This window comes from Herminiimonas contaminans (assembly GCF_015645465.1).
GTDB lineage: Bacteria > Pseudomonadota > Gammaproteobacteria > Burkholderiales > Burkholderiaceae_D > Oxalicibacterium > Oxalicibacterium contaminans.
In genome coordinates this window covers 59,795-85,069 of sequence record NZ_JADOEL010000007.1, presented here as the reverse complement: position 1 = coordinate 85,069, position 25,275 = coordinate 59,795, and the positions used below count along the sequence as shown (strand labels likewise).

Annotated in this window: 27 protein-coding genes; 20 read left to right on the top strand and 7 right to left on the bottom strand. The window is 56.2% G+C overall.

The window, feature by feature from the left end; translation table 11 throughout:
- Positions 1–131: 131 nt before the first annotated feature.
- Complete coding sequence (locus IXC47_RS10535; RefSeq protein ID WP_195875611.1) at positions 132–950, top strand: sterol desaturase family protein; 819 nt, start codon at positions 132–134, stop codon at positions 948–950.
- 87 nt (positions 951–1,037) lie between these two features.
- Here the strand turns inward: IXC47_RS10535 and IXC47_RS10530 are convergent, their stop codons facing one another.
- Positions 1,038–1,721, bottom strand: a complete 684-nt coding sequence (locus IXC47_RS10530; RefSeq protein WP_175624327.1) for a GntR family transcriptional regulator — start codon at positions 1,719–1,721, stop codon at positions 1,038–1,040.
- A 181-nt stretch (positions 1,722–1,902) separates the two neighbouring features.
- Here IXC47_RS10530 and IXC47_RS10525 point away from each other — a divergent pair, with 181 nt between their 5' ends.
- The 3 genes from IXC47_RS10525 to IXC47_RS10515 all read left to right on the top strand — a co-directional run bounded on the left by IXC47_RS10525 (position 1,903) and on the right by IXC47_RS10515 (position 5,237).
- Positions 1,903–2,694 carry an alpha/beta fold hydrolase gene (locus IXC47_RS10525; protein WP_195875610.1) on the top strand — a complete coding sequence of 264 codons (792 nt, stop codon included), beginning with the start codon at positions 1,903–1,905 and terminating at the stop codon, positions 2,692–2,694.
- Positions 2,684–3,922 (top strand): iron-containing alcohol dehydrogenase, encoded by a 1,239-nt coding sequence (locus tag IXC47_RS10520; protein WP_195875609.1) that lies wholly within the window; start codon positions 2,684–2,686, stop codon positions 3,920–3,922. The genes IXC47_RS10525 and IXC47_RS10520 overlap by 11 nt, the downstream gene beginning before the upstream one ends.
- 160 nt (positions 3,923–4,082) lie before the next feature.
- Positions 4,083–5,237: an MFS transporter gene (locus IXC47_RS10515; RefSeq protein WP_195875608.1), complete on the top strand. Its 1,155-nt coding sequence runs from the start codon at positions 4,083–4,085 to the stop codon at positions 5,235–5,237.
- Here the strand turns inward: IXC47_RS10515 and IXC47_RS10510 are convergent.
- The 5 genes from IXC47_RS10510 to IXC47_RS10490 all read right to left on the bottom strand — a co-directional run bounded on the left by IXC47_RS10510 (position 5,234) and on the right by IXC47_RS10490 (position 9,997).
- Positions 5,234–5,941, bottom strand: a complete 708-nt coding sequence (locus tag IXC47_RS10510) for an ABC transporter ATP-binding protein (protein WP_175624323.1) — start codon at positions 5,939–5,941, stop codon at positions 5,234–5,236. The two genes, IXC47_RS10515 and IXC47_RS10510, sit on opposite strands and share 4 nt — an antisense overlap.
- Positions 5,941–6,708 carry an ABC transporter ATP-binding protein gene (locus IXC47_RS10505; protein WP_175624322.1) on the bottom strand — a complete coding sequence of 256 codons (768 nt, stop codon included), beginning with the start codon at positions 6,706–6,708 and terminating at the stop codon, positions 5,941–5,943. The genes IXC47_RS10510 and IXC47_RS10505 overlap by 1 nt, the downstream gene beginning before the upstream one ends.
- Complete coding sequence (locus tag IXC47_RS10500; protein WP_195875607.1) at positions 6,705–7,736, bottom strand: branched-chain amino acid ABC transporter permease; 1,032 nt, start codon at positions 7,734–7,736, stop codon at positions 6,705–6,707. The genes IXC47_RS10505 and IXC47_RS10500 overlap by 4 nt, the downstream gene beginning before the upstream one ends.
- Positions 7,733–8,614, bottom strand: coding sequence for a branched-chain amino acid ABC transporter permease (locus IXC47_RS10495; RefSeq protein WP_175624320.1), 882 nt, complete (start codon positions 8,612–8,614; stop codon positions 7,733–7,735). The genes IXC47_RS10500 and IXC47_RS10495 overlap by 4 nt, the downstream gene beginning before the upstream one ends.
- 72 nt (positions 8,615–8,686) lie before the next feature.
- Positions 8,687–9,997 (bottom strand): ABC transporter substrate-binding protein, encoded by a 1,311-nt coding sequence (locus IXC47_RS10490; protein WP_175624319.1) that lies wholly within the window; start codon positions 9,995–9,997, stop codon positions 8,687–8,689.
- Between the two features lie 519 nt (positions 9,998–10,516).
- Between IXC47_RS10490 and IXC47_RS10485 the strand changes: the two genes are divergently transcribed.
- The 16 genes from IXC47_RS10485 (at position 10,517) to IXC47_RS10410 (ending at position 24,960) form a co-directional block, all read left to right on the top strand.
- Positions 10,517–11,521 carry a Bug family tripartite tricarboxylate transporter substrate binding protein gene (locus tag IXC47_RS10485; RefSeq protein ID WP_175624318.1) on the top strand — a complete coding sequence of 335 codons (1,005 nt, stop codon included), beginning with the start codon at positions 10,517–10,519 and terminating at the stop codon, positions 11,519–11,521.
- Between the two features lie 13 nt (positions 11,522–11,534).
- On the top strand, positions 11,535–12,041 hold the full coding sequence (locus tag IXC47_RS10480) for a tripartite tricarboxylate transporter TctB family protein (protein WP_195875606.1): 507 nt from the start codon (positions 11,535–11,537) through the stop codon (positions 12,039–12,041).
- A 37-nt stretch (positions 12,042–12,078) separates the two neighbouring features.
- Positions 12,079–13,587, top strand: a complete 1,509-nt coding sequence (locus IXC47_RS10475) for a tripartite tricarboxylate transporter permease (RefSeq protein WP_195875605.1) — start codon at positions 12,079–12,081, stop codon at positions 13,585–13,587.
- Positions 13,584–15,242 (top strand): malonate decarboxylase subunit alpha, encoded by a 1,659-nt coding sequence (mdcA, locus tag IXC47_RS10470; RefSeq protein WP_370458588.1) that lies wholly within the window; start codon positions 13,584–13,586, stop codon positions 15,240–15,242. The genes IXC47_RS10475 and mdcA overlap by 4 nt, the downstream gene beginning before the upstream one ends.
- Positions 15,243–15,248: 6 nt before the next feature.
- A complete protein-coding gene (mdcC, locus tag IXC47_RS10465) occupies positions 15,249–15,563 on the top strand; it encodes a malonate decarboxylase acyl carrier protein (RefSeq protein WP_175624315.1) in 315 nt (104 codons plus the stop codon).
- Positions 15,560–16,459 carry a biotin-independent malonate decarboxylase subunit beta gene (locus IXC47_RS10460; protein WP_195875604.1) on the top strand — a complete coding sequence of 300 codons (900 nt, stop codon included), beginning with the start codon at positions 15,560–15,562 and terminating at the stop codon, positions 16,457–16,459. The genes mdcC and IXC47_RS10460 overlap by 4 nt, the downstream gene beginning before the upstream one ends.
- A complete protein-coding gene (locus IXC47_RS10455; RefSeq protein WP_195875603.1) occupies positions 16,452–17,153 on the top strand; it encodes a biotin-independent malonate decarboxylase subunit gamma in 702 nt (233 codons plus the stop codon). The genes IXC47_RS10460 and IXC47_RS10455 overlap by 8 nt, the downstream gene beginning before the upstream one ends.
- Positions 17,154–17,164: 11 nt before the next feature.
- Positions 17,165–17,851 (top strand): malonate decarboxylase holo-[acyl-carrier-protein] synthase, encoded by a 687-nt coding sequence (gene mdcG / locus IXC47_RS10450; RefSeq protein WP_195875602.1) that lies wholly within the window; start codon positions 17,165–17,167, stop codon positions 17,849–17,851.
- The gene (mdcB, locus tag IXC47_RS10445; protein WP_230089499.1) at positions 17,827–18,699 is read left to right on the top strand and encodes a triphosphoribosyl-dephospho-CoA synthase MdcB; all 873 of its coding nucleotides are present in this window, start codon (positions 17,827–17,829) and stop codon (positions 18,697–18,699) included. The genes mdcG and mdcB overlap by 25 nt, the downstream gene beginning before the upstream one ends.
- A complete protein-coding gene (locus tag IXC47_RS10440; protein WP_195875601.1) occupies positions 18,696–19,610 on the top strand; it encodes an ACP S-malonyltransferase in 915 nt (304 codons plus the stop codon). The genes mdcB and IXC47_RS10440 overlap by 4 nt, the downstream gene beginning before the upstream one ends.
- A gap of 26 nt (positions 19,611–19,636) precedes the next feature.
- Positions 19,637–20,413 (top strand): GntR family transcriptional regulator, encoded by a 777-nt coding sequence (locus IXC47_RS10435; protein WP_195875600.1) that lies wholly within the window; start codon positions 19,637–19,639, stop codon positions 20,411–20,413.
- 165 nt (positions 20,414–20,578) lie between these two features.
- Positions 20,579–20,977 (top strand): gamma-glutamylcyclotransferase family protein, encoded by a 399-nt coding sequence (locus IXC47_RS10430; RefSeq protein WP_195875599.1) that lies wholly within the window; start codon positions 20,579–20,581, stop codon positions 20,975–20,977.
- Between the two features lie 77 nt (positions 20,978–21,054).
- On the top strand, positions 21,055–22,788 hold the full coding sequence (gene argS / locus IXC47_RS10425) for an arginine--tRNA ligase (RefSeq protein ID WP_195875598.1): 1,734 nt from the start codon (positions 21,055–21,057) through the stop codon (positions 22,786–22,788).
- A 10-nt stretch (positions 22,789–22,798) separates the two neighbouring features.
- On the top strand, positions 22,799–23,407 hold the full coding sequence (locus IXC47_RS10420; RefSeq protein WP_195875597.1) for an SPOR domain-containing protein: 609 nt from the start codon (positions 22,799–22,801) through the stop codon (positions 23,405–23,407).
- A 15-nt stretch (positions 23,408–23,422) separates the two neighbouring features.
- Positions 23,423–24,082: a thiol:disulfide interchange protein DsbA/DsbL gene (locus tag IXC47_RS10415; RefSeq protein ID WP_195875596.1), complete on the top strand. Its 660-nt coding sequence runs from the start codon at positions 23,423–23,425 to the stop codon at positions 24,080–24,082.
- 86 nt (positions 24,083–24,168) lie between these two features.
- Complete coding sequence (locus IXC47_RS10410) at positions 24,169–24,960, top strand: SDR family oxidoreductase (protein WP_195875595.1); 792 nt, start codon at positions 24,169–24,171, stop codon at positions 24,958–24,960.
- Here IXC47_RS10410 and IXC47_RS10405 read toward each other — a convergent pair.
- Positions 24,947–25,273 carry a hypothetical protein gene (locus IXC47_RS10405; RefSeq protein ID WP_195875594.1) on the bottom strand — a complete coding sequence of 109 codons (327 nt, stop codon included), beginning with the start codon at positions 25,271–25,273 and terminating at the stop codon, positions 24,947–24,949. The two genes, IXC47_RS10410 and IXC47_RS10405, sit on opposite strands and share 14 nt — an antisense overlap.
- Between the last annotated feature and the right edge of the window lie 2 nt (positions 25,274–25,275).

Below are 25,275 nucleotides of genomic sequence, written 5' to 3'. Positions count from 1 at the left end.
ATTTGCACATTAGCAGGTAAAAGCCGTCGCGCCAACAGAATCCCAAAAGCGCGCTTGACAGTGCTTTCGGATACTACTAATATGTCAGTCATACACAATAAGAATAATTCATCTACTTCAGGAGATTTATCATGATGAGTGAACGCCAGCGGAAATTCCGCGAACAATACAAGGCGGACATCAGCCCGCTGTACAACGGTTTGCTGCACATCGCAGTGATGTATGCGAGCGGGATCGCGGCTATCTGGTACTGCGTGTCGCAGTTGCAGAATTCAGGCTGGGAATGGCTGATCGTCATCCCGGTGTTTTTGGCAGGGAATTTTGTTGAATGGGGCATGCACCGTTTCGTCATGCATCGCAAGATAGACGTATTTGCCTTGCGCGCGATTTACGATCGCCATACGCGTCAGCATCATCAGTACTTCACCGACAATGAAGCAACTATCGATACCACGCGTGAATTCCGTATTGTGTTCTTCCCTTGGCGCGTATTAATTACGCTGGGTGTGGGTGGTCTGACCCTGGGTTACCTGGCATCGGTACTGATTAATACGAATGCCGGTTACATCCTGTTCATTACGATGGTGGCGCAATACCTGATTTATGAAACCTTCCACTATTGCTGCCACGTGCGCGAAAACTGGTTCGTTCGTAACATGCCTTTCATCAATACGATACGTCGCCACCATACTGCGCATCACAATCAGGGCATCATGATGAAGTACAACATGAACCTGACCTTCCCGATTGCTGACTGGGTCATGGGCAGCACCGATCTGGATCGCGGTCTGATCGGCCACCTGTTCAACGGCTACAGCGAAGAGCACATCAAGGAAGAGCTCAAGCCCATTATCAAACGCTTCCGTTACGATGATTCCCGCGTGACGCTGGACGGCCCGGAGCTGACCAAGGAAGAAGAAGCGAGCATTGATCGCGGTCTCGTAATCTGACTATAAAAAACGCCGGGTATAACCCGGCGCTTTTTGCTCTGTTTCCCGTCGCATTAGTAGTAGCGGCGCGGCGGGAAAAGTTTTTGATTACATATCGGACATCAGGGTGGCTTTGGTAAAGGTTTCGATGTTATCCAGCAGCAGATCCAGTGTTTCACCCGCTGCATTCACATCACCTTTGGCAATGGCACCAGCGACCGCGGCATGCAGACGGGCCATTTCAGGAACGTCGGCAGCCTGCTTATAGTGGAAATACCAGAAGCGACGTGACAGACCATGCATCAGGCGCATCGCACCTTCGGCAAATTCATTGCGTGCTGCAACCAGCGACAGTTCGTTGAACTCGCGGTCGGAGCGCAGGAAAGCAACGTCATCGTCAGTCGCGGCAGCATGGATGAACTCGTCGTGCAGGCGAGCAAAGCGTTCACGTTCTTCCGGCAAGGCACGACGGGCAGCGCTCTTGCAGATCAGGCGCTCCACTTCGCGGCGTGTTTCCAGCAGCTTGAGTTGCTTCCTGAGATCAATCTCGGGAACCAGCAAACCACGTTGCGGCAAGACCAGCAGCAAATGTTCGCGCGCCAGGCGCTGGATGGCTTCGCGGATCGGGGTGCGGCCGATGTTGAGCATTTCGCTCAGGGTCAGTTCGGAGATGACCGAACCCGGCGGTATGCGCAGGGTAATGATGGCTTCTTCGATTTGCTCGTAAGCGATATCGGTCAGCTTTACCTTGGGTTCGGCCATATCTTGTATCGCAGATTGAGGAGAGGGCATTTTTGCCTGCTTCGCAGTTTTTGTGGCACCTGATTTGCGTGGCGCTTTTTTAGTAGCTGTCATGGGGCGATCAAATGGTTGTGGTCAGTCTGGATGAAAGATGCAGTGCGTTGTACATGTCTGCAATTATGGTTTTAAAAAGTCGTTTTGCCTACTGTAATTCATCTTATATATGGCTAGTATGAACAATTTCAATAAGCTTGCGCAACAACAAGAAAATACGCAGGGAGATGCGATGGACGTGGTTTGTCGCGGTGGCGGCGGAATAACGATCGTTGCGGTGCACGGGATCCAGGGCACGCGCGCCAGTTGGCAGTCGTTGACCGAGGCGCTGGGTGAGCAGGTGCGCTGGGTTTTGCCGAATTTGCGCGGCCGGGCGCAGGCTTTTCGCGGCCATGGCAGCGATGACTACAGCCTGGAAGCCTTCGCCGCCGAAATCGCCAAAGTAATCGCTTGTTACGTGACGACGCCGCGCTATGTGCTGGCGGGCTGGAGTATGGGTGTATCAGTTACGCTGGCAACCATGGATTTATTACGCAAACAAGGCGTGCCCTTGCCGCAAGCGCTGATCCTGATGTCGGGCAGCCCGGTACTACAACAGACCAGCTGGTTCCACGCAACCGAACATGGCGCGCTGCTGGAAGAAATTACCGCGCGTGAGCAGCGTCTCGGTTTGCGTGATGCGGCAGATCGGGATGCGGTGGCCTGGACCTGGCAAAGCATCAGCCGCAGCGATCAACGCTCACTGTTGCCGGAGATGGACTTGCCGGTGCTGATAGTGCACGGCAGCGATGATGAAGATTCACCCTATGCGCATGCGCAATTGCTGGAGCAGGGTTTGCCGCACGCCAGGCTGTGCACGATAGAACATGCGATGCACAGCATATTGACGCAAAACACGGCGCGCGTTGCCGAAGAAATGCGCGTTTTTCTTTCTGATATTCCTACCCTGCGGAGTCCCTATGAGAAGTAATGATGTCATCCATTTTTGTCCGCCTGCACGGGTTGTACTCGGTTGCGGCAGCCGTGCGCAACTGCCTGCCTTGCTGGAGCGCCTCGGATACAAATCCGGCGTGCTGGTTACCGATACCTTTTTCAGTAAACAAACACCGTGGGTGCGTGAATACATCGCAGCCGCCGAAGCGCTGGGCATTTCCACCATCGTGTTTGATGGTGGCGCAGCCGATCCGACCACCACGCTGTGTGACGATGCGACCAAACTGATACGTGCGCAAATCGGCGCGCAGCAACCGGATCACATCATTGCGCTGGGTGGCGGCAGCAATATCGACCTGGCCAAAGCCCTGTGCGTCACCATTCCTGACGGTTTGCCGGTGAAAAATTTCATCGGCGCGCTGCCTGCCGCACCTAAGGCCCTGCCGCTGATCGCCCTGCCGACTACTGCCGGTACCGGCTCGGAGGCAACGCCGGGCGCGATCCTGATCGATCCGTCGAATGCGACCAAGGTGGCGGTGATGGATAACGTGCTGCGTCCTGTCATTGCATTGATCGATCCTGAATTTACCTACACTTGCCCGCCACGTGTGACCGCGGATTCAGGCATCGATGCGCTGACACATGCAGTTGAGTCTTACCTGACGTTGGACTCCGCCGAGTTTGATCGCGGTGGCCAGGTTGATCCGGGCTATAGTGGTCGCTCTTCGCTGACCATGTTGTTTGCACGTGAAGCTATCGATCTGTGCGCGCGTTTCCTGATGCGTACTTATAAGGATGGTGCGGATACCGAAGCACGCATAGGTATGGCTTACGCCAGTCACTACGCAGCACTGTCATACGGCGGTGCGGGCCTGAACGCAGTGCACGGGATAGCCTACGCAGTGGCCGGACTCACACATGCGACACATGGCAGTACCAATGCCGTGATGTTGCCGTACGTGCTGGATGCCTTGCGTACTGAACGTCCGACCGAGATGCTGGAAGTGGCACGCCTGTTCGGCATAGATACCCAAGATCCTGCTGCTGCGGTGGCGCAGGTGCCGGTGGTGATACGTGATTTGATCGGTGAGCTTGGTATCCCGACCAATTTGCGTGATTTTGGTGTGGGCCGTGAACATCTGGGTGACCTGACACGTGATGCCCTGGCAGTTGTACGCCTGGCGAAAGCATTCCCGGTGGCGGATGTGCCTGCTACCTATGCGCGCATCATCGATGCCGCATGGCATGGCAAGCTGGGAGATTGAATCCCTTTGCATAAGGGGCATAAATTGTAATGCATGCTGGCGTAAAAACTAGCACGCCAGGCATATAGTGAGTAAGCGGGGCAAGCCAGCAACATGCTGCCTTGCCCCTTGTTCATGGTGTTAGGATTTCACAGGCTGTTTACCTGGAATCCTTATACACATGCCTTTAGTCGTTTATATCCTCGGGCTGACGATCTTTTCGTTGACCACTTCCGAATTCATGGTGGCAGGCATGATGCCTTCGCTGACCCAGGCTTTCGGCGTCTCGGTAACGCAAGTCGGTTATCTGATTTCCTACTACGCGATAGGTATGGTGATAGGCGGGCCAGTGCTGACGGTGGCCTTGCTCAAGCTGCGTGTCTCGAACAAGAAAGCATTGCTCTGCCTGTTGCTGCTCTACGCCTGCGCGCAGGCCGTGGCAGCCGCATCCAATAGTTACGACGTCATGGCGAGTGCGCGCTTTGTCACCGGAGTGGCGGCGGCCGCCTGCTTTGGTGCATCGCTGGCGATTTGTGGTGAGGTGGTTGCGATGGGATCGCGCGCGCGTGCAGCGTCCATCGTGGTTGGCGGTTTGATGCTGGCGAATGTAACGGGTGTACCAGCCGCGACTGCGATCGACCAGCACTGGGGTTGGCGCGCCAGTTTCTGGCTGGTGGTGATGCTGGTTGCCTTGTGCGCCCTGCTGATTATTTTCCTGGTGCCGCGCTCGCAGGCAGCAGCGGCACGCAGCCTGGATACCGAATTGGCGGAGTTTAAAAACCGTGACCTGTGGGCGGCTTATCTCACCAGTGGCTGCATCATAGGCGCTGCGTTTGCGGCCTTCAGTTATTTCGCTCCCATCCTGACCGAGCTCAGTGGTTTCAGCGCTGCGGCGATACCATGGTTGCTCGGCTTGTATGGTGTCGCGAACGTGGTCGGCAATATGGTGATAGGTCGTTACGCTGACAAATACACTTTCCCTATCCTGGCCTGGGGCCAGGCGGGTCTGGCTACCGCGCTCGCGGTGTTCGCATACTTTGCGCACAAGCAGATCATCAGCGTAGTGGCCTTGATTGTGATCGGCCTGATCGGTGTGGCGCTGAATCCGGCGATGATTGCGCGCATTATGAAAACTGCGCATCCGGGTGCGCTGGTGCACACCATGCATTCATCGGTGATCAATATGGGATTGGGTCTGGGGTCCTGGCTGGGTGGTATCGGCATCGCAGCTGGCTATGGCCTGCGCGCTCCCTTGTGGCTTGGGTTTGCGCTGGCCATAGCCGGTTTGCTGAGTGTCTTGCCTTATTTGAAAAATGAATTGAAGCGCAAGCCTTAAGTACCCTTGATGATTTTCATCGTTGCGGTATCTGCTTCGGCTTGCGCCAGCGTTCCTTCAAACACAATCTCGCCGCGCTCTATCACGTACAGCCGATCAGCAAATGGCGGCAGGTGATAGAAGTTGGATTCGGCCAGCAGCACACCGCGTCCCTGCTTCAGAATGCTTTGCAAACCTTCGCTGATGGTCGGGATGATGGCAGGCGACAAGCCTTCGAATGCTTCATCCAGCAACAGCAGCTCAGGGTCCAGCGCGAGTGCACGTGCGATCGATACCATCTTGCGCTCACCGCCGGATAGTTGCTGCCCGCCCCTATGCAAATACTGCTTGAGCTTGGGGAAGACGGCATACGCTTCATCTATGCGTTCCTGTGCGCTGCGCGCTGATTTGCGCGTCCAGGTCGGCAGCGCGATATTGTCTTCGACCGTGAGGTCGCCGAACACATCGCTGCCTTCCGGGGTATAGCCGAGGCCGAGTTCCACGATCTTGTGCGTTTGCATGCCGTTGATCGCCTTGTTCTTCCAGTTGATCGCGCCGGACTTCAGCGCCTGGAAACCCATGATGGAACGGAAGGTGGTGGACTTGCCTGCGCCGTTGCGACCAACCAGGCACACCAGCTCACCCGGATTGATACGCATCGAAATATCGCGCAGCACCGGATTGCCGACCAGGGTGACATTGACCTTATCGAGTGCGAGAGACATTAGTGCGCTCCTTTGCCGACGACGATGGACACCACTTCTTCATTGGCAAAAAACTCATCGCGCGGCAAGTCGGCGATTTTCTTGCCAGCCTGCATCGCAACGATGCGTGTCGAATAACGCGATACCAGATCCATATCGTGTTCTACCAGCATGATGGCTTCTATTCCCATATGTTTGGCGGCACGCAACAGGGTTTCCATGACGCCGTGTTTGTCAGCGGTGGATACACCAGCAGTCGGTTCATCCAGCAGCATCACTTTCGGATGCAGTGCGAAGGCACTGGCGACGTCGAGCAGCTTGCGTCGGCCATGTGGCAGTGAGCCACCCTTGGTATCCAGCCACGGTGACAAGCCGAATGCATCAGCGGTGCGCACCACGATGTCATTGATCTTGCGACTGCCGAATAGATGACCAAAGCCATTCCAGCGCTGGTTCAGGTAGGAACAGGCCGATACGGCGATAGTCTCGCGCACTGTCAGCTCAGGGAAAATACTGGTGAGCTGGAAGGCGCGCGCGAGGCCGCGCGTGGCGAGGTCGACTGCACCGACACCGGCAATATTCGAGCCATTGAAATTGACATGGCCAGTGGTTGGCTGATGCAAGCCTGTCAGTACGTTGACCAGTGTGGTCTTGCCTGCACCATTCGGCCCGACCACAGAAACAAACTCACCGCGTGAGACGGACAGATCTACATTCTGCAGCGCGATGAAGTCGCCGTAGTGGCGTGAAATCTGTTCTGCGCGGAGCAATACATCAGTGCTACTCATGCTTGCTCTCCTTTGGATTTGAATTTACGGATGGCACCCATGATGCCGCCCGGCAGCACGATCACCAGGATCGCCAGGATGGCACCGAGGAAAAAGCGCCAGTATTGGGTCAGCGACGACAGCTCATCCTGCAGCAGGATGAAGACGAAAGCACCGAGCACAGGGCCGAGGAATTCCTGATAGCCACCGAGCACCGCCATGAAGACCAGATGACCGGAGTGCGTCCAGTAAGCCAGCTCCGGATCAGCCAGGCCAGTGTTGACACCGAGGATCACGCCGCCGATGGATGCATATACGGCCGACACCACGAAGGCGATGGCACGTACGCTGCGTACCTTGACGCCGAGATACAGCGCCTTGACCGCATTGTCACGCGAAGCCATCAGGTGGATGCCGTAAGGTGAACGCACGATGCGCCACATGATCCAGGTCAGCAGCAGCACCATCACCAGGCAGTAGTAATAGAACGGGCCGCCGAGGAAAGCCGTCTTGTCGAACTGATCCAGCTCCATACCGAACAGGCTAGGACGTGGCACACGCATGCCGCTGTCGCCACCCGTGATGTAGTAGAACTTGTTCAGGAAGGAGTGGAACAACATACCGAAAGACAAGGTCAGCATGCCGAAGAAGATGCCGGTAAAGCGACTCGCCAGCCATGCAATCGGGATAGAAATCACGAAGGAAGCGACGACGGCTGTCAGCAACATCATCTCGAATGAAACCATGCCCGTCTTCGATACCATGGCCGCTGCGGCATAGGCACCGATCGCAACGAACAGGGCGTGGCCGAAAGAAAGCAGACCGCCATAACCAAACAGCAGGTTAAAGCCGAGCAGAATCACGGCATAGGCAAAGAAAGGAATCAGCAGCGTCATGTAGTACTGGCTGATCACCAGCGGTGCGACTGCCAGCACGGCCAGCACCAGACCACCGGCTATCAGTTTGGCGCGAGAGATCGGAGGTGGCGCGACAAATTCCAGTTCCTCCGGCGCGGTAATAGGCGCGCTGTGTACGGTATCGGTTCTCATGCTTCAGCCTTTCCGTAGAGACCTGCCGGCTTCCAGATCAGGACCGCCAACACAATTGCATAGATAGCCAGGATTTCAGCTTCCGGGTAATACATGGCGCTGAGTGCGCGGATCAGGCCGACGATGAGGGCGCCGACTGCTGCGCCTTTCATGCTGCCGAGGCCGCCGATCACCACCACCGCAAACGCCTCAACCACCAGTTCGACGCCCATCTCCAGCGATGCTGCTGCATTCGGGATGACGAGTGCGCCACCGATCGTGCCGAGCATGGTGCCGAGGGTGAACACCATCACGTAGACGCGGGTCACGTTAATGCCCATCGCGGCGCTGGTTTCACGATTCTCTGCGGTTGCGCGCAGGATTTTGCCGGTCTTGGTTTTGCCGAGGAAGTACGCCATGCCGATCGCGAGTGCGATGGCGACGGCGATCACCATCACGTTATACGTCGGCATGCTGACACCGAAGGCAGACATGGTGCCGAAGGTCATGGAGACGTTAGGCAATTGCTGCGGGTCGGCACCCCAGAAGAAACGCAGTACGTCCTGGAACATCAGCATCACTGCAAACGTCAGCAGCAACTGGAATGATTCCGGACGGTTATAGATAGTGCGTATCAGTCGTTCCAGTGGCAGTCCGATCAGGCCGATGACAATACCGGCGGCTAGCAGTACCAGTGGAAACAGGTGTACGGGTAAACCTTTGCTCAGCGCCCACGACGTGACGAAGATGCCGAAGTATGCGCCGAGCGCATAGATCGAACCGCACGCCAGGTTGATGATGCGCTGTACGCCAAAGATCAGTTGCAAGCCGGACGCTACCAGGAACAGGACAGCTGCCTGGAATACACCGGCCAAAAGGATATTGAAAAACGGAGCCATAGATACACCCCTCCCTGGCTGATACGAATTGCTAAGTATCCACCAGGGAAGTTCCCTCCTTTGTGTCAGGTGTTAGATCTTGAAGTTCGCGGTATTCAGCCATTCCCAGAAATCCGCGCCTGTCGGTTTCTGCAATTGGTCGGAATACATGGTCTCGACTGATGCCAGCGTCGGGAAGTCGTAGTTATTCTTATTGGTCGACAAGCCCTGGTGGAAAGTCTGGTTGGCGATATGGTCGGCGCGCATCGCACCTTTACCGCCGAGTGATTCGACCTGCACACCCGGGATGGCCAGACAGATTTCTTCCGCGGTCGGCCAGGATTTTTTCGCTGCTAGTGCTTTCTCTACGCCAGCCTTGTAGACCATCATCGAGAAATACGCACGGTCAGCTTCCCAGTGCGGATAATCCTTGTACTTGTCGGCATACCATTTGACGAATTCCTTCTGTGTCGCCGATGCTTTCGGATCATCGAAGTACATCGTGTTGTGACCCCAGACGATGCCTTCAGGTGTGAACTCTTTCTTCATCGCGGTGTGTTGCCAACCGGCTGCAGGCAGGACGAAGCGCGTACCTTCGGTCAGGCCGGCGTTGTGCGCCTGCTTCATGAAGACCGGCAAATCGGCAAACAGCAGCGACGAGAAAATCAGATCAGGTTTGGCGGCCTTCAGTGCGGCGACGTTGGCGGTCAGATCGAGGTTGCCGATCTTCGACCATTGTTCGGACACGACTTCGTGTTCGATGCCGTATTTTTTCAGCAGTGCCTGGAATGCGGTCCAGGTATTGCGGCCATATGAATAATCAGGGTTGACGCAGGCGATGCGTTTGAACTTGCCTTTGAAGTGTTTGATCGCCAGCAGCGAGGCCATCACGGCTTCGCACTCGTTATCCGTGCTGCGGAACACATACTTAGGCTTAGGCATGGTTTCTTTCACGCCGTCCTGTGTGGTGCCATCCCAGAAGATGGTCGGCATGCGCGAATCTTCAGCAGCTGGTGCCAGCGCTAGGCTGACGCCGGAGGACACGATGCCTTGTACGCAATCCACTTTTTCCTGCAGCACCAGTTTGCGGAAGCGATCGATGGTGTCTTTAGGCGAAGTCTCTTCCTGGATCACCAGCTCGACCTTGCGACCGCCGATACCGCCGGCAGCATTGATGCGGGCAGTGGTCCACTCGACACCACGCAAGCCGCATTCACCGATAGTGCCGGCGACGCCGCCGCGTGGTGCGATGACGCCGACACGCAAAGGTTTGTTTTGTGCGAACGCCGGCATACCGAGCAAGCCGGTAGCGATACCTGCACCGGCAGCTTTGAGTACGGTACGACGTTGGATAGATGGAACCTTAACTGATGAAACTTCAACTGATGAAGCGGGCTTTTTCATAGTCTCCTCCGGGGATGGGGTTGGGTCTCAGAACGTTTTATATATTAATTATGTGCATCTAAGATATCACAAATATTTCTTTGCGCGATTTATTTGATGATTGCGTTAAATTATTGCTATGTGGAAACCATCTTTCAGCCCGTAATTTAACGGTTTTCCGCAGAGTGTGAGCGCTCTCACTACCCTGTTTGTCACTGCAAATATCGTCCCCGCTACCTGCACACTTTGTGTTGCGGCGTTCCCGCAACACCCGTCAACTTTATGCGTCATCCGCCAGATGCCCAGTCCTGGTGCGGTTGTGGCGCCGTTGATGCCCGTTTTGAAGTGCAAATCCGTACTCCAGATACTTGTCGTATTTTGCTCGCGCGTCAATAAATTAAAATTTTCTGCAAAATTGATTGACACAACTAATATATGAGAAGAATATATCAATCAGGTGCAAAAAAGCGCCACCAACCAGACCGTGCATCACGAGTTTGCGCGGCTAAAAACGAAGTTAAGAAAAACTAGGAGACAAAAATGTTGAATCGCCTTAACGTCGCACGCGCGTCGCTATCTGTCGTCGCCGCCGCCATGCTCTGTGCACCGGCCTATGCGTGGGAACCAAGCAAAGCTGTAGAAATGGTGTTGCCATCCGGTAGTGGCAGCGGTACTGATCAAATGGCGCGCCTGATGTCCAGCATTGTGGTCAAGCACAGCCTGGCAAAGAAGCCTTACATCGTTACCCCTAAAGGTGGTGCCGGCGGTGCCGAAGGCTTCATTGATCTCAAAACCTCGCCGGGCAATCCGCACAAAATCCTGATCTCCGCATCGCACATGTATATGTTGCCGCTGACGGCTGATGTTCCGTTCTCGTGGAAAGACATGACGCCAGTCGCCAACCTGGTGATGGATGAATTCGTGCTGTGGGTGAATGCAGCTTCACCATACAAAACAGCGGCTGAACTGCTGGCAGCAGCAAAAGCGCAACCAGGCCAGATCCGTGCCGGTGGTGCAGGCTCCAAACGTGAAGACAATCTGTTGTTTGCAGCCGTTGAACAAGCGGCAGGTGTGAAGTTCAATTACATTCCATACAAAGGCGGCGGTGATGTCGCTACCCAGCTGGTCGGCAATCACATCGACGTTTCGGTCAACAATCCGGTAGAAGCAGTATCACAATGGCGTGCCGGTCAGCTGCGCCCACTGTGCGTATTCGACGACAAGCCGATGGCACAAACCGAAAAAGTCACGACGACCGAATCCTGGTCCAGCATTCCTACCTGCAAATCGCAAGGCCTCAACGTTACTTACCTGATGCAACGCAGTGTGTTCCTGCCTACAGGTGTCAAGCCTGATCAAGTCGCTTACTACGTCGATCAAATGCAGAAAATCGTAGCGACACCGGAGTGGAAAGAATTCTCCAATCGCAATGCATTCAAGGACGCCTTCCTGACCGGCCCAGCGCTGCAGAAATTCCTGCAAACCGATGCCGATATGCACTACGACTTGCTGAAAAAAGCTGGCTTCCTGGCCGCTGGTAAATAAACGGAGCAGCAACATGGATAGCAATCAAAAAGAAGACCGTGTCTTAGTCAAGCACGGTGTGGCGGAGTTCGCCTGCGCCCTGGCATTCATGATTGCCGGTGGTTTGCTGATCTGGGACAGCTACCACCGGGGCGCAGGCTGGGGGAGTGCCGGACCGAAGTCCGGTTACTTCCCGTTCCGCATCGGCATCATCATGTGCATCGCTGCTGCGGTCGTAATGTTTAACGCGACCCGCAGCAAAGCGATTAACGCTTCGTCGTTTGTCACACGTGGTGAACTCAAGCCAGTACTGCAAGTGCTGGCACCGATACTCGGCTTTGTCGCGATCGCGCAATTCCTCGGCATGTACATCGCGGCACTGGCACTCATCGCAGGCTTTATGCGTGTACTAGGTAAATACAGTTGGTTGAAATCACTGACGGTAGGTTTGTCGGTGGTAGCAGTTGTGTTCTGGCTGTTTGAAATTCAATTCATGGTTCCGTTGATCAAGGGCCCGCTTGAAGCGGCATTCGGCTACTGAATCTCGCTAATAAAAAAATCCATAGAAGGAGACATTCATGGAAGAGCTGGGTTATTTGATGCATGGGTTTTCTGTCGCCCTTACGGGACAGCATATTTTAATGATGTTCATAGGCGTCACGCTGGGCATCCTGATCGGCGTACTGCCGGGACTGGGCGGGCCGAACGGCGTGGCGATCCTGTTGCCACTGACATTCTCGATGGAGCCGACCGCCGGCATCATCCTCTTGTCCTGCCTGTACTGGGGCGCTTTGTTCGGCGGTGCGATTACCTCCATCCTGTTCAACATCCCGGGTGAGCCGTGGTCGGTCGCGACGACCTTCGATGGTTATCCGATGGCGCAGAAAGGCAAGGCCGGGGAAGCGTTGACGGCTGCTTTCAGCGGTTCCTTCATAGGTGCGTTTTTCTCGGTGATGCTGATTACCTTCCTGGCACCGCTGGTGGCGTCGTTCGCACTGAAATTCGGTCCGCCGGAATTCTTTGCGGTGTACTTGCTGACTTTCTGCAGCTTCGTTGGCATGGGCGGTGGTTCGCCATTCAAAACCATACTCGTGATGATGCTGGGCTTCGGTCTCGCCACCATCGGTATGGACACCATCACCGGCGGCTTACGCATGACTTTCGGTTTCGACGAATTGTTGCGCGGTGTCGACTTCCTGATCGTCGTCATCGGCTTGTTCGGTATCGGTGAAATCCTGCTGACGATGGAAGAAGGTCTGGCCTTCCGTGGCAAGCAAGCCGGCATCAATCTGAAAGTGGTATTGCAAACCTGGCGTCAACTGCCGCGTTACTGGGCATCGCTGGTACGCAGCTTCGTGGTCGGCGCATGGATGGGTGTGACACCTGGCGGTGCAACTGCTGCTTCCTTCATGGGCTACGGCATCGCACGTCGCTTCTCGAAAGAGAAAGAGCACTTCGGTAAAGGTAGCCTGGAAGGTGTGATCGCACCGGAAACAGCGGCACATGCATCCGGTACGACGGCCTTGCTGCCTATGCTGGCACTCGGCATTCCGGGTTCGGCTACCGCTGCGGTTTTGCTGGGTGGTCTGATGGTGTGGGGTTTGCAACCGGGCCCTATGCTCTTCGTTGAGCAAAAGGATTTCGTCTGGGGCCTGATTGCCAGTATGTACCTCGGTAATATCGTCGGCCTGATCGTGGTGCTGAGTACCGTGCCATTCTTCGCTGCCATCTTGCGAGTACCGTTCACCATAGTTGCACCTGTCATCATCCTGCTGTGTGCGATCGGTGCTTACACCGTGCACGGTGCGATGTTCGATGTCTGGCTGATGGTCGTGTTCGGCATTGTTGGTTATGTCTTGAAGAAACTCGACTACCCGCTGGCTCCGCTGGTGCTGGCGATGGTACTGGGCGACAAGGCAGAAGACGCGTTCCGTCAAACCATGTTGTTGTCGCATGGCGGCATGGAAATCTTCTGGTCCAACTACCTGGTCGGTTCCATCACCACGCTGGCATTGATTACGCTGATGTGGCCAGTCATCTCGGGGATTTTCAGCAAGCGTACTAAAGCAGTGGAGGTGGCAGCATGAAAATGTCGCCGGACTTCCACTGGGATACGCTGGCCCGTAACACTGCGGCGCGCCTCAAGCGCGGTGCGTCGCACGCCAACGGCAAAGTAGTCGCCGCCGAAAACATCGCCGCCCTGCTGCATGCGGTGATTGAATCCGGTGACCGTGTATGCGTCGAAGGCAACAATCAGAAGCATGCCGACTTCCTTGCTACGGCTTTGTCCAAGATGGATGCGAATCTGGTGCATGACCTGCACATCATCCAATCCAACCTGGCACTGGCTGCGCATTTGGATGTCTTCGAACGTGGCGTCGCGTCACGTCTGGACTTTTGCTACTCCGGCGATCAGGGTGTGCGCCTCGCACGCCTGATCAAGGCGGGCAAGATTAATGTCGGTGCGATCCATACTTACCTAGAGTTGTATGGTCGCTACTTCATGGATCTGACGCCGCGCGTGTCATTGATCGCGGCGCAAAGTGCAGATGCCAACGGCAATCTCTACACGGGGCCGAATACCGAAGACACGCCAGCAGTCGCGGAAGGCACTGCCTTCAAGAACGGCATCATCATCGCGCAGGTCAACGAAATCGTAGACACCGTACCGCGCGTAGACGTACCGGGTGACTGGGTCTCGTATGTGGTGCAGGCACCGAAGCCGCATTACATAGAACCTATCTTCACGCGCGATCCGGCACAGATCACTGAAACCCAGATCCTGATGGCGATGATGGTCATCAAGGGCTTGTACGCCCCGTATGGCGTTACCCGCCTGAACCACGGCATCGGTTTTGACACGGCTGCGATAGAGCTGATCCTGCCGACTTACGCTGAGTCGCTCGGCCTGCGCGGCAAGATCTGTAATTACATGACGGTCAACCCATGCCCTACGCTGATCCCGGCGATTGAATCCGGCTTCGTCAAAGGCATACATTGCGCCGGTTCCGAGCTCGGCATGGAAGAGTATGTGCGGGCGCGCCCTGACGTCTTCTTCAACGGGCCGGATGGCAGCATGCGTTCGAATCGCGTGTTTTGCCAGATCGCCGGTCACTACTCGGATCTGTTCATAGGTTCGACCCTGCAAGTCGATACGCAAGGCAATAGCTCGACCGCCACCCTCAACCGCATCACCGGTTTCGGCGGTGCACCCAACTTCGGTTCCGAGTCACGGGCGCGTCGTCATGTCAGCTATCCATGGCTGAAGGCGGGACAGGAAGCGGCGCAGGCGACCGGTGCGACCATGCCGCGCGGTCGCAAGCTGGTAGTGCAGATGGTCGAATCCTTCCGCGAAAAAATGAGCCCGACTTTCACAGAAAAGCTGGATGCATGGCAACTGATGGAAGACCTCTCGCTGGAACTGCCACCGGTCATGGTGTATGGCGACGACGTCACACAAATCGTGACTGAAGAAGGCATCGCGCATCTGCATAAATGCAGCAACCCGCAGGAACGTGAGCAGGCAGTACGTGGTGTGGCTGGCTTTACTGCAGTTGGCCTCAAGCGCGACCAGCGTGTCGTCGACAATCTGCGCGACCGTGGCGTGATCCAGCGGCCGGAAGACATAGGCGTCGATGTATCACTGGCGACGCGCGATTTGCTGGCCGCCAAATCCATGAAGGATTTGGTCAGATGGTCAGGCAATCTCTATCAACCACCAAACAGATTCAGAAACTGGTAGGCACCCATGCAAACACTTGAATTTGAAGTTGGCCCTTGTGCCAACCCTGATCGCAACATAGGCAGCGGCCTGGTCGGCGTCGTCGGCTCTGGCAATCTGGAAGTGCTGTTTGAACCGGCAGAACTCGACGACAAGGTAAAGTTCGTGATCGAAACCTCGGTGCATGGTTTCGATGAAACCTGGCGTGCTGTTACGCGCACCTGCGCCGAACGCTATCGCCTCGCCAACCTCGTCATTACCATCAACGATGCGGGTGCAACTCCGGCCGTCGTCAGTCTGCGCCTGATGCAGGCAGTCGAAGAATTCCGAGGTAACGCATGAGCGGCGCACATAAAAGTTTCCTCGAACGCACTGCACGCCAGCGTATTGCCGACTTGCTGGATGCCGGCAGTTTTGCAGAAATCCTGCCACCTGCAGAACGTCACTTCAGTCCGCACTTGCCAGTGCTGGGGCAGCCGGTCGCATTTGACGATGGCATCGTGATTGGTTCCGGTTTGCTGAGTGGTGCCAAAGTCTTGATCGCTGCGCAGGAACCGGCCTTCATGGGTGGCTCGGTCGGTGAGATTCACGGTGCCAAGCTGACCGGCATATTGGAGCGCGCAGTAGAACAGCGTCCGGCTGCAGTATTGCTGCTGCTCGATACCGGTGGCGTGCGTTTGCATGAAGCGAATGCAGGTTTGATCGCGATCTCTGAAATCCAGCGCGCGGTATTCGAAGTCCGGCATGCCGGTATTCCGGTCATCGTCATGATAGGCGGCTCCAACGGTTGTTATGGCGGCATAGGCATCGTCGCCAAATGCTGTGATCACATGATCATCTCGGAAGAAGGTCGTCTTTCTGTCTCCGGCCCTGAAGTCATAGAAGCTGCCAAAGGCGTGGAAGAATTCGACGCCCGTGATCGCGCGCTGGTGTGGCGCACCATGGGTGGCAAGCATCGCTACCTGATGGGAGATGCCGATCTGATCGTGCCGGATGACATCGCGGCGTTCCGTGATGCTGCTGTTAGCCTGCTCGGTGCTTCACGCCCGCTCACGCTGGAAAGCGTCACGCAGGAACACGCGGCCTTGAAGAATCGCATGCAGCGTTTCTCTGATTGCGCCGATGCGACGCAAATCTGGCAGGCGCTGGGTGTGGCCGATGCGAAGAATGTGCCGCTGGCAGAGATACCCGAGTTCCTGGAAATGAGCGCACACGTGCGGAGGGAAGAACATGCTTGAGTGGAAAGAATTATGTGATCAGTTGTTCCCGCAAGGACATACGGTCACGGCCAGTGGCCAGGTGCTGACCGGACAGGGTCGTGTAGGCGATGTAATGGTCGCGGTGGTAGGCACGCTGGATCACGCCGCTATTGGTGTTGATATCGCGCTGCAATTGTCCGAGGCCGTGATCGCCATCATGAACGATCAGCCACGCATGCCTATCCTGATGCTGGTCGATACGCAGGGACAGCAGTTGTCGCGCCGTGATGAATTATTGGGCAATAGTCCTTTCCTCGCGCACCTGGCGAAATGCTTCGCGGTGGCGCGTACGCGTGGTCATCAGTTGCTTAGCGTGGTCTATAGCGAAGCAGTCAGTGGCGGTTTCCTCTCGCTCGGCATGATTGCAGATGAAACCTATGCGGTACCCGGTGCACAGATACGCGTGATGGCGCTGCCTGCAATGTCACGCATCACCAAGTTGCCGCTGGAAGAGCTGGAAGCTTTGTGCCGTACCTCACCCATACTTGGTCCGGGCGCACATAACTTCGTCGCACTCGGTGCCGTCGAAGAAATCTGGGAAGGTCCGCTGGATCAGTGTTTGCTGAACGCGCTTTCCAGCAAGAACCGACTGGACCAGCGGCGCGCCCTGGGTGCCAGTCGCGGTGGCCGCACCGGTGCTGCACGGGTGGCGCAACTGGTGCGCGAATACTGACGGAGGCTGACATGATCGCGCCGCAATCATCGTCTTTCGTATTCAAGCGTCATTCACGCGTCTGGCTAAACTGGCCGGAAGCCGCCGAACGCATGCATGTGCGGGATGGCGTGCAGGCCGCTGCGATACATCAGCACGCGGCGCGTGGCTTGCCCTTCGTCGCGCGCAGTCGTCAACCCGGTGACCGGCTCGATATGGTGCAACTGGGCTTGCGCCTGCCGCGTACCACCGACCAGCGTTCACTGGCATTTTGCGTGCCGGCATCGGTGGTGCGCGAAGCGAGTGATGCGATGACTTTGTCGGAAGCCCTGCTGCAGCAAACACCGTTGCCAGCCGGCTGGTATGACACGCTGATACATCTGCAGACGGATGCGGCTAAGCTAGGCCTGACCTTGCGTATCTATGGTTCGCTGGCCTGGCAATGCGTGACCGGTACGCCCTACCTAGCGGACAACTCGGATGTCGATTTGTTGCTGGCACCGGCTACGCTGGAGCAGGCGCATGCCGGTTTGCGCTTGCTGGATGCGGTGGAAAAAGAAGGTCGCGTGCGCCTCGATGGTGAAATGATTTTCCCGGATGGTCGTGCCGTCGCCTGGAAAGAGTTGCTGGCGAACACACGACTGGTCATGGTCAAAAGTAATGAAGGCGTTGCACTGGCAACACTGGAATCAGTATGGAAGCAATCGGCATGGCATTGATCGCAAGCACTGTGTACAGACTCCGCACGCAACAGGTGGCGCGGGCGGCGGTGCGTGCCTTGTATGACGAGATGTGTCTGTATCCGAAGCCGGGGCTGGTCAGCAAAACGGATAACGGCAGTCACGATGACATGCAGGCTGCCACCTTTATCAAAAGCCTGTTCAGCCTGCGCCATTACTTCGCAGCGATTTATCAGGCGGGTACGCGCGATGCAGATTTCGCTGAACTGACGCGGCTAGGCATCGCGGCGGAAGCGACCATGTTGCGTGCGACTGCAGGTGTGAACACGCATCGCGGTGCCATCTTCAATCTTGGTTTGTTGTGCGCGGCATTAGGCAAGGCGGATGCCGCCGCTTTGCCTAATGCTGATCTTGCGCAAATTGTGATCGATAGCTGGGGTGCAGACATCAAGCTGGCCGACAGCAAGGATATGAGTTCCAGTCATGGCAACCTGGTGTGCCGCAAATATGCGGTCGGTGGTGCGCGTGGTGAAGCGGCGGCCGGTTTTCCGCATGTGTTCAAGATAGGTTTGCCAACCCTGGTGGCGATCCATCAGGCCGGTGGCAATGCCGTGGCTGCGCGTTGCCAATCCTTCTTTGCCATCATGGCGGCGCTGGAAGATACCAATCTATTGCATAGGGCCGGAGCCGATGGTTTGCACTATGCACGCACTTCAGCGATTTCCTTCCTGGCCGAAGGCGGCGTGTTCGCGGCGAACTGGTTGCAACGTGCGAAGCACATCCATCAGGTATTCGTCGCGCGTCGTTTGAGTCCGGGTGGTTCAGCCGACTTGCTGGCAGCGACTTTATTCATTGCAGCGTTGACTGAGCGGACGGCGGTGATATGAGCGGCCTGGCGATCGCGTGTCCGGGGCAGGGTGCGCAGCATACTAAGATGTTCGATCTCGCGCTGCAATCGGAAGCAGCGCGCGACTGGCTGAAAGTCTATTCCGCAACCACTGGCGTGGATGTCGTTGCGCTGGCTGCCAGCGGTGAGAATTTATTCAGCAACCGCAACGCGCAATTGCTGATCTGTGGTGCCGAGATCGCGACCTGGACTGCATTGCAGGAACGCTTGCCACAACCGGAAGTATTCATCGGTTACAGCGTGGGTGAACTGGCGGCCTATGGCTGTGCCGGGGCGTGGAACGTGAAGGAGCTGGGCTTGTTGGTGCCGCAGCGTGCATTGCTGATGGATCAGGTCGCACCAGCTCATGCGGGTATGCTGGCAGTCAAAGGACTGGCAGCGACAGCGCTGGATGACATCTGCAAATGTTACAACCTTGAGTTGGCAATCATCAATGCAGATGATCACTTTGTGCTCGGCGGTGTGCGTGACGATATTGAGTCGGCAGCAGCGGAAATTACAGCCGCCGGTCACTGGTGCAAGGCGCTGGATGTGGCGATACCCTCGCATACCTCGGTGATGCGGGCGGCGGTGCCACCCTTCCGCCATTTGCTGACGACAGTGCCTGCGCGCACGCTGACAGCGCCGGTGCTGGCTGGCATCAATGGCCTCGCTGGTGCGGAAGCGACGATAGCGAATACCTTGTCGGCGCAGATCGCGGAGCCGGTGCGTTGGCAGGATTGTATGGAGACGACGCTGGAACGCGGCGTCACTGTCGTACTGGAACTGGGGCCCGGCCGCGCGCTGAGCCGCATGTTCGACGAACTGGGCGCGACGGTGGAGGCGCGCTCGGCAGAAGATTTTCGTACCCTCGACGGCATCGTCAAATGGGTGGAGACCAGACTAGCCTGAACATAGAAACAAAGAGAAAAATATTTATGGCGACTAACCGTATTGCAGTCAAACCAGTATCCATCGGGCCGGAACTCAAGCCGACCCGACAACCTTTACCCTCGCCGCGACCATCCGTCGCGAGCTCGTCTGAACGCGCCTATCTGCGCATAGAGGAAGCCATCGTCACGATGGAAATCCAGCCGGGCACCGATGTAAACGAAGCCTTTCTCAGCGATGTCGCTGGCTTTGGCCGCACACCGGTACGTGAGGCTGTGCGCAAGCTGTGCTTCGAACACTTACTGGTAGTGAAGCCCAAGCGCGGCATCTTTGTGACCGAAGTCGATCCGGTCGCGCAGCTGCGCCTGCTGGAAGTGCGTCGTGAAATAGACCGGCTGGTATTCCGGCATGCGGCGCGGCGTGCCACGCCTGAGCAGCGCCGCCAGTTTGCGCTGCTGGGTGACAACTTCCGCCGAGCTTCTGCGGCGAATGACAAAATGCTCTTCATCCGTAACGATAAAGAGTTCAATGAACTGTGCCTCAACTGCGCACGCAATGAATTCCTCACCGACAGCCTGCGTTCCATCCAGGGCTTGTCACGGCGCTTCTGGTTTTGTCATTACAACAGCTTCGATTACCTGTCGGTCACGGCCTTGCTGCACGCCGGGGTGGCGGAAGCGATTGCGTATGGCAATGTGAACCTGGTGAGCGAGGCGACCGAACGCCTGGTTGATAGTGCGGAAGCGCTGGCGCGTAAAGTGGCGGCGCAGCAAGGTGTGCTGGATGAACATGACGCCATCGCGGCTGATCCGTCCGCGCATTAAGCATTAAGTAATTGGTTGGCCAGGCAGGCCGTGCGGATCAGCCGTATGGCCTGCCGTTTCATTTCTCTCCCGCTGTCACACTGCAGTAGGGCACTTCCCTTAGAATATCTGGTCGAAAGTCGGCGGCATATCCTGCCCGCTTAACTGTCCTGCTTATTCGCCCCTATGCATATATTTACCTACGGCTCGCTGATGTTTCCGGAAATCTGGCAGCGGGTCGTGCGCGGCAATTACCTTTCGGCAACAGCAACGCTCAGCGATCACGCCCGCTATGCGCTGGCCGACGACACCTATCCCGGCATGGTGGCGCAGGCGGATGCGGTGGTGCAAGGCGTAATTTACTATGATGTGACGCCGCAGGACGTGGCCGCGCTGGATCAGTTTGAAGGCAGCGAATATCGCCGCCAAAATGTCGATGTTGTAATAGAATCAGGCGAAACCTTGATAGCGTGTACTTACATCTTTTTGGCTGAGCAGCGTCTTTCCAGCTTGCCGTGGGAGCCGCAGGCTTTCCAGATGTCGCGTTTCATAGGGACGTATTGCAGCGACAAAATGGGCGGATGAGGGCTGGCTAGCCAGTATAATTCCGTCTACGTTTATTCCAATTCAATATTCGGTCTTGTACCGTCAGAAACAACTCCATGCTCGCAGCACAAAAACAACGCCTCACCGAACTCTTCCAAGCCGCCGTCGCACCGTTGGTGGCCGGTACCGATTTGCAGCCGAACATCACGCTGGAACGTCCGCGCGACCCCAGCCACGGCGATGTCGCCTGCAACCTGGCGATGCAAATTGCCAAACCGCTCAAGAAAAATCCACGCGAAGTAGCGCAGGCGCTGGTCGCCGCCCTGCTCGATAATCCGGCCAACCGTGACTTGATCGAATCGGCTGACATCGCCGGTCCGGGTTTCATCAACCTGCGCCTGACCGCAGCGTCGCGCCAGGCTGTGGTGAAAACCGTATTGCAGCAAGGTGCCGAGTTCGGCAAAAGCAATCTGGGTAATAACAAAAAAGTCATCATCGAATTCGTCTCCGCCAACCCGACCGGTCCGCTGCACGTCGGCCACGGTCGCCAGGGTGCATTGGGCGATGCCTTGTCTTCGCTGTTTCAGGCGCAAGGCTATGACATTACCCGCGAGTTCTATTACAACGATGCCGGTGTGCAGATCGCGACCCTGGCTACTTCGGTACAGGCACGCGGCCGTGGTTTGAAACCGGGTGTCGAAGGCTGGCCGGAATCAGCCTACAACGGCGACTACATCCAGGACATCGCAAACGACTTCCTGGCGAAGAAGACAGTCTCCGCCAGCAATGGCGAGCCGGTCACCGCCAGCGGCGACATCAACGACATCGAATCGATACGCCAGTTCTCGGTGACCTATCTGCGTCGCGAACAGGATCTGGACTTGCAGGCTTTCGGCGTCAAGTTCGACAACTACTACCTCGAGTCCTCGCTCTACGCTGACGGCAAGGTAGAAAAAACCGTGCAGGCGCTGATCAAGGCCGACAAGACCTACGAACAGGATGGCGCACTGTGGTTGCGCACTACCGATTACCGCGATGACAAAGATCGCGTAATGAAAAAATCCGACGGTACCTATACCTACTTCGTACCGGACGTCGCCTACCACACCGTCAAATGGCAACGCGGCTTTACGCAAGCGATCAACGTCCAGGGCAGCGACCACCACGGCACCATCGCACGTGTGCGCGCTGGCTTGCAGGCACTCGACATCGGTATTCCTCAGGGCTATCCCGACTACGTGCTGCACAAAATGGTGACCGTCATGCGTAATGGCGAGGAAGTCAAAATTTCCAAGCGTGCTGGTTCTTACGTCACACTGCGCGACCTGATCGAATGGTCGAATGGTGAAACGGTAGAGGGCGAAGTTCGTGACCTGACCCGTGGTCGCGACGCTGTCCGTTTCTTCCTCATCTCGCGCAAGGCCGATACCGAATTCGTATTCGACGTTGATATCGCATTGACGCAAGGCGATGAAAACCCGGTCTACTACGTGCAGTACGCCCATGCGCGTATCTGCTCGGTACTCGCACAATGGACAGACGGCGATGAAGCCAGCCTGACGAATGTGGATCTGTCGCCGCTGACCGCACCGCGCGAAGCCGCGCTGCTGGCCAAGCTCGCCGAATATCCGGAAACCCTGCAAAAAGCACTGGAAGAACTCGGCCCGCACCAGGTCGCTTTCTACCTGCGCGACTTAGCAGGCGAATTGCATAGCTACTACAATGCAGAACGTGTATTGGTAGATGATGAAGCACTGAAGATGGCGCGTATCGCCCTCATGAGTGCAACACGACAAGTATTGCGTAACGGCCTAGCCCTGATCGGTGTTTCGGCACCGGCGCGCATGTAACAGGATATTTATGACTAAAGATTTAAAAAAACAGGCTGGCGGTACCTTGCTCGGCCTCATCCTCGGCCTCATTATCGGTTTGGGTATTGCGGTCGGTGTGGCCTTGATGATTTCCAAAACGCCGCTGCCGTTCACCAACAAAACCGGCGCGCAGCCGGAACGTTCGACACAGCTGCCGCCAGCGACCAACGACCTGTCCGATCCGAACAAACCTCTGTACGGTAAAAAGCAGCCTAAACCTGTAGAAACGACAGATCCGGCCGCTCCTGCCGCACCGGCAGCAACGACCACACCTGCTGCTCCGGTCGTAGACAAATCGACACTGGCCAAGGAAAAAGCCCAGGCCAAGGTAGAAGCTGCAGCCAAGGCTGAAAGCGATGAAAAATGGATTTACTATCTGCAGGCTGGCGCCTTCCGTGAACGCGCCGATGCAGAAAACATGAAGGCAAAACTGGCATTATTGGGTTTCGAAGCAAGCGTCTCTGCCTATCAAGCCGATACCGGTGCATTGCACCGGGTACGTATCGGTCCATTCGGCCAATTGGAAACAATGAACCGAGTGCGTGGCAAGCTGTCTGATAACGGCGTCGATGTCGCAGTGGTGCGCATTGGCAAATAACTGAAAGGGATTTACATGCGTTTTATTCAACACCTGTTGGCTGTCGCAAGTCTGAGTTTGTTTGCCGCGACCGCCGGCGCTTCGCCATCCGCTCCGGTCAATGGCACTGATTACCGTACGCTGGAAAAAGCCCAGCAAGTCGACAGCGGCAAAAAAGTCGAAGTCACCGAATTTTTCTGGTACTCCTGCCCGCACTGCAGCGCGCTCGAACCATCGCTCGAAGCATGGGTGAAAAAGCAAGGCGACAAAATCAACTTCAAGCGTGTACCAGTTGCCTTCCGCGACTCTTTCGTACCGCAACAAAAGCTCTACTACACGCTGGAAGCACTCGGCTGGGTTAACTCCCTGCACGGCAAAGTATTTCGCGCCATCCACGTAGAGCGTCAACCGCTGGACACCGACAAGCAAATCGCTGACTTCATCGCCAAGCAAGGTGTAGACACGAAGAAATTCGCTGAAACCTACAACTCCTTCGGCATCCAGTCCAAAGTACAGCGCGCAACCCAGCTGCAAGGCGCATACAAGGTTGACGGCGTACCTATGATCGCGATCGATGGTCGTTACATCACCTCGCCATCCATCGTCGGCGCATCGCTGGGCAACCGTCCGGAAGCCGTCCTGCACGAAGCTACCCTGCAAGTCATGGACTGGCTGGTTACCAAATCGGCCAAGTAAAATCACCGTGCTGAGTACTCAGCACATCGCAGCATGAGTAAAATCCGCAACTCGCAAGATTGCGGATTTTTTATTGGGGAACGTCCATGACAACGAATCGGCAACGCGTGTTCATCACAGGTGCATCCAGCGGGCTGGGTGCGGCACTGGCGCGTAAATACGCAGAGCAAGGTGCGGTGCTGGGCCTGGTGGCACGCCGTCACGAAATGCTGCAGGAACTGGTGGCGGGTTTGCCACACGCAGCGGATCATCAGATCTATGCGCTGAACGTCAATGACCATGCGGCATTGGCACAAGCCGCGACTAACTTCATCGCACACGCGCAAGGTATAGATATCGTTATCGCAAACGCCGGCATCTCGCGTGGCACGCTGACCGAGTATGCGGAAGACCTGGAAGTGTTTGAGCAGGTGTTTGCTACCAATGTCACGGCGACGGTTGCGACCTTCTCACCCTTCCTTCCTGCCATGCAGGCGCAAGCTGCAGCTGGACACACGAATTGCCGCCTGGTCGGCATAGGCAGCGTGGCGGGCATACGTGGTTTGCCGGGAGCAGGTGCTTACAGTGCGTCGAAGTCGGCTGTGATCAGCTACTGCGAATCGCTGCGGGTGGAGTTGAAGAAGTCAGGTATCAAGGTAGTGACCATCGCACCGGGTTACATCGATACACCTATGACGCAGGTGAATGATTATGCGATGCCCTTCTTGATGCCGGTGGAGAAGTTTGCTGAAGTGGCGACTGCCACGATAGCTGCGGGCTGCAGCTATCGGGTGATTCCTTGGCAGATGGGAGTGGTGGCTAAGGTGCTTAGGTTGTTGCCTAATTGGGCTTATGATTTTTTGTTTGCTAATGCGCCTAGGAAGGCTAGAAAGCTTTAGTTTCTTCGCTAATACCAGTCTTTCTTCGTGGTGACTTGCCGGGTGTGGCCCGGCGGCCACTTACTTTCTTTGCTTCGCCAAAGAAAGTACGCAAAGAAAGGCGACCACGGCGCCGCTGCCCCTGCGGGGTTCCCGTTTGTGGGAGACAAAAAATGGGAAGTGGGTGAAACTCGCTGCGCTCAAACACACCCACTTCTTTTTCCATTTTCTGTCCCCCACAAACGGCATCGTCACAGTGGAATTCAAAAGCGGCACGCAACGCTGGATTAACATAGATGGCGCGAAACAGAATATTCTTAGGCGCCAAAAACATAG

Coding starts and splice junctions, on each gene's coding strand:
- IXC47_RS10535 (WP_195875611.1), top strand. CDS start 132: ATGATGAGTGAACGCCAGCGGAAATTCCGCGAACAATACAAGGCGGAC.
- IXC47_RS10530 (WP_175624327.1), bottom strand. CDS start 1,721: ATGCCCTCTCCTCAATCTGCGATACAAGATATGGCCGAACCCAAGGTA.
- IXC47_RS10525 (WP_195875610.1), top strand. CDS start 1,903: ATGAACAATTTCAATAAGCTTGCGCAACAACAAGAAAATACGCAGGGA.
- IXC47_RS10520 (WP_195875609.1), top strand. CDS start 2,684: ATGAGAAGTAATGATGTCATCCATTTTTGTCCGCCTGCACGGGTTGTA.
- IXC47_RS10515 (WP_195875608.1), top strand. CDS start 4,083: ATGCCTTTAGTCGTTTATATCCTCGGGCTGACGATCTTTTCGTTGACC.
- IXC47_RS10510 (WP_175624323.1), bottom strand. CDS start 5,941: ATGTCTCTCGCACTCGATAAGGTCAATGTCACCCTGGTCGGCAATCCG.
- IXC47_RS10505 (WP_175624322.1), bottom strand. CDS start 6,708: ATGAGTAGCACTGATGTATTGCTCCGCGCAGAACAGATTTCACGCCAC.
- IXC47_RS10500 (WP_195875607.1), bottom strand. CDS start 7,736: ATGAGAACCGATACCGTACACAGCGCGCCTATTACCGCGCCGGAGGAA.
- IXC47_RS10495 (WP_175624320.1), bottom strand. CDS start 8,614: ATGGCTCCGTTTTTCAATATCCTTTTGGCCGGTGTATTCCAGGCAGCT.
- IXC47_RS10490 (WP_175624319.1), bottom strand. CDS start 9,997: ATGAAAAAGCCCGCTTCATCAGTTGAAGTTTCATCAGTTAAGGTTCCA.
- IXC47_RS10485 (WP_175624318.1), top strand. CDS start 10,517: ATGTTGAATCGCCTTAACGTCGCACGCGCGTCGCTATCTGTCGTCGCC.
- IXC47_RS10480 (WP_195875606.1), top strand. CDS start 11,535: ATGGATAGCAATCAAAAAGAAGACCGTGTCTTAGTCAAGCACGGTGTG.
- IXC47_RS10475 (WP_195875605.1), top strand. CDS start 12,079: ATGGAAGAGCTGGGTTATTTGATGCATGGGTTTTCTGTCGCCCTTACG.
- mdcA (WP_370458588.1), top strand. CDS start 13,584: ATGAAAATGTCGCCGGACTTCCACTGGGATACGCTGGCCCGTAACACT.
- mdcC (WP_175624315.1), top strand. CDS start 15,249: ATGCAAACACTTGAATTTGAAGTTGGCCCTTGTGCCAACCCTGATCGC.
- IXC47_RS10460 (WP_195875604.1), top strand. CDS start 15,560: ATGAGCGGCGCACATAAAAGTTTCCTCGAACGCACTGCACGCCAGCGT.
- IXC47_RS10455 (WP_195875603.1), top strand. CDS start 16,452: ATGCTTGAGTGGAAAGAATTATGTGATCAGTTGTTCCCGCAAGGACAT.
- mdcG (WP_195875602.1), top strand. CDS start 17,165: ATGATCGCGCCGCAATCATCGTCTTTCGTATTCAAGCGTCATTCACGC.
- mdcB (WP_230089499.1), top strand. CDS start 17,827: ATGGAAGCAATCGGCATGGCATTGATCGCAAGCACTGTGTACAGACTC.
- IXC47_RS10440 (WP_195875601.1), top strand. CDS start 18,696: ATGAGCGGCCTGGCGATCGCGTGTCCGGGGCAGGGTGCGCAGCATACT.
- IXC47_RS10435 (WP_195875600.1), top strand. CDS start 19,637: ATGGCGACTAACCGTATTGCAGTCAAACCAGTATCCATCGGGCCGGAA.
- IXC47_RS10430 (WP_195875599.1), top strand. CDS start 20,579: ATGCATATATTTACCTACGGCTCGCTGATGTTTCCGGAAATCTGGCAG.
- argS (WP_195875598.1), top strand. CDS start 21,055: ATGCTCGCAGCACAAAAACAACGCCTCACCGAACTCTTCCAAGCCGCC.
- IXC47_RS10420 (WP_195875597.1), top strand. CDS start 22,799: ATGACTAAAGATTTAAAAAAACAGGCTGGCGGTACCTTGCTCGGCCTC.
- IXC47_RS10415 (WP_195875596.1), top strand. CDS start 23,423: ATGCGTTTTATTCAACACCTGTTGGCTGTCGCAAGTCTGAGTTTGTTT.
- IXC47_RS10410 (WP_195875595.1), top strand. CDS start 24,169: ATGACAACGAATCGGCAACGCGTGTTCATCACAGGTGCATCCAGCGGG.
- IXC47_RS10405 (WP_195875594.1), bottom strand. CDS start 25,273: ATGTTTTTGGCGCCTAAGAATATTCTGTTTCGCGCCATCTATGTTAAT.